General features: G+C 60.1%; 1 protein-coding gene and 1 pseudogene. Both read right to left on the bottom strand.

Features of this window, described 5'->3' with window-relative positions; genetic code table 11:
- The coding region (gene istB, locus ACOCD2_RS16230) for an IS21-like element helper ATPase IstB (RefSeq protein WP_293652907.1) at window positions 1-674 on the bottom strand (674 nt) is incomplete at its 3' end.
- A 13-nt stretch (window positions 675-687) separates the two neighbouring features.
- Window positions 688-2,240: pseudogene (gene istA / locus ACOCD2_RS16225) on the bottom strand (IS21 family transposase).
- Between the last annotated feature and the right edge of the window lie 444 nt (window positions 2,241-2,684).

Here is a 2,684-nt window from a genome sequence, read left to right as displayed (position 1 = left end):
TGCAGCAGCCGGTCGAGAATGGCATCTGCCAGGGTTGCCTCGCCGATGTAGTCGTGCCAGTGCTCCGTGGGCAGCTGGCTGGCGATCAAAGTGGAACGCCGGCCATGCCGGTCTTCGATCACCTCCATCAGATCCTGCCGCTGGACCGCTGTGATTTTCTGGATGCGCCAGTCGTCGAGGATCAGCAGATCCATCTTGAGCAGCTGGTTCATCAACCGGGGATAGGAGCCATCTCCATGGGCGATGCGTAATTGCTCAAACAGGGTGGACAGACGCAGATAGCGTACCGACAGCCCCTGGCGGCAGGCCTGGTTGCCCAGGGCGCAGGCCAGCCAGGTCTTGCCACAGCCGGTGGGTCCGGTGATACACAGGTTCAGTGACTGGCGGATCCAGTCACAGCTGGCCAGCGCCGCCATGCGGGTTTTTTCCAGGCCCCGGGGATGGCGGTAGTCGATGTCCTCGACACAGGCATTGACCCGAAGTTTGGCAGCCTTGAGCAGACGTGTGAGCCGACGGTTCTCCCGATGCAGGACTTCGCGTTCCACCAGCAGCGCCAGACGCTCGTCGAAGCTCAAGTCATGGGTCTGGGGCTGCTCGCGTTGCAGCTCCCAAGCTTCGAGCATGCCGGTGAGCTTGAGGGCGCGCAGTTGTTCGGTGGTTTGTTGATTCAGCATGCTCTTGTCCTCCTCAGTGGTAGTAATCGGCGCCACGCACGTTGCCGTGCAGGGGCAGTTCTTCCTGGGTGTCAACCTCCTCCCCGGGCGGTAGCTGATCCAGGCCTTGCTTGAGGATGGAAGCGATGCTGTGATAGCGGGCTGAACGGATCATCAGGGTCCGCTCACAGGCTGCCTCCAGGCGAGTTCGGTCATAGCGTTTAGCCAGGTTGAGCAGCCCCAGGCAGGCGCGGTAGCCGTGCTCAGGATGAGGCCGATTCTCAAGTTGCTGCTTGACAACCTGGGCGGTACAGGGGCCGATGTCGGCAGCCCAGTTCAGGAAGCGGCCCGGGGACCACTCCCGGTGCGCCCGGTGGGACTTGGGCATGTGTGCGGTCAGTGTGGAGAAGCGTCCCGAGCCGTGCCGGGGATGGGACGCCACCCGCTTGCCCTTGTGCATCACCTCGACGGTGGCGGCGGTGATGCGCAGCTCCAGGGGTTTTCCCACCAGGGCATGGGGGACACTGTAGAAGCGCTTGTCCACCGCCACGTGGTAGTCGATACCGGGTTTGGCATGGCGCCATTCGGCATATTCGTAGTCGTCCTGGGGCAATGGCTTGAGGGCCGGTCGATCCAGGGTCTCGTACAGGTCCTGGCGGCTCTCGCGGCGGCTCTCGCGGCGGCCCTGGAAAGGCCGCTGGTTCAGCTGGGGCAGCAGTTCGGCAATGGCCGCGTTGAGCTCGGCCAGGGAGAAGAAGGTTCTGTGCCGCAACCGGGCCAGGATCCAGCGCTCGACCACCTGTACTGCCACCTCTGCTTTGGCCTTGTCTTTGGGTTTGTAGGGCCGGGCCGGCAGTACGGCGGTACCATAGTGCGTGGCCAGCTCGGTATAGGTGGTATTGATCTTCGGTGCATAGCGGCAGGCCTGGGTGACCGCGGCCTTGAGGTTGTCCGGCACCAGCAGCTCCGGCACGCCACCGAAGAAGCGCAGCATGCGCTGATGGGAGCCGATCCAGTCGGGCAGTGACTGGGTCCAGGTCGCCTCGGCAAACGTGTAGCTGGAGGCGCCGAGCACCCCGACAAAGACCTGGGCATGACGAATCTCACCGCTATGGCGATCGATCACCTCGACAGTGGGGCCACAGTAGTCGATGAACGCCTTCTCGCCGCGGCCTTGTGCAACTGGCGCATGCTACGCTTCTGCTTATCCCGCCACTGGCGGTACAGTGCGCAGAAGCGACTGTAACGATAAGCCTGCGTCTCGTAGCGAGCGACATACTCGGCCCACAGCAACTGCAGGGTCATCCCTTTGCGCTTGAGCTCCTGGTGGATCTGGAAGCAATCGGGCGGAACGTAACGCTGGGGTTTCTCCTGCGCCGGGAACAACAGGGCCTCCAGCGCGGCCTCATCCACATCGTCGGCCAAAGGCCAGGTGATGCCCTTGGCCTTGGCCAGGTGTACATACTTGTAGACCGCACCCTTGGATAACTGGCAAGCCCGGGCGATCTTGTCGTGGCTCAGCTGGGCCTCATACTTGAGGCGGAGTATTTCGATGATTTTCTTCATTGGAATCCTCGCGGTCGGCATGGCTCATCTCCTGCAGGCAAAAAACGAGGGGTATGCCGGATAAAGTGAAAGAATTCCAGTGCGTTGGGTGAGATTACACGGATCGTGACCACGGTTTCCATCATCGTGACCGCAGATTCCAAGGAAAACCCTGGAATCGGTCACGTTCGTTTGGAATCGCAGGTCACGTTGGGGTGGAATACGCAGCGCCCACGATTAACCACAGGAGCCCCAGAGAAGTCGCAGAAGCGACGAAATAGAGCAGGGATAATAGGTTAGCATACCCCGCACACAAAAGCCGCTGTAAAGGTCATACAGAAAGCTGGTTTCAAACGAAGAAGCGGGCAACCTGGTGGCCGAGCTGTAACATTGTAATACTTGTAGTATGTAGTAGTATTACTAGAGTTTAGAGTTTCAGAGGAGAAAAACCACTAAAAATCTCAAAAAATAGTTGACATAGCAAGG

It is taken from the genome of Thiolapillus sp., assembly GCF_048562965.1.
GTDB lineage: Bacteria > Pseudomonadota > Gammaproteobacteria > Chromatiales > Chromatiaceae > Thiolapillus > Thiolapillus brandeum_A.
Note: the sequence above shows the minus strand (reverse complement) of the source record. Positions and strands in the feature narration are given on the sequence as shown.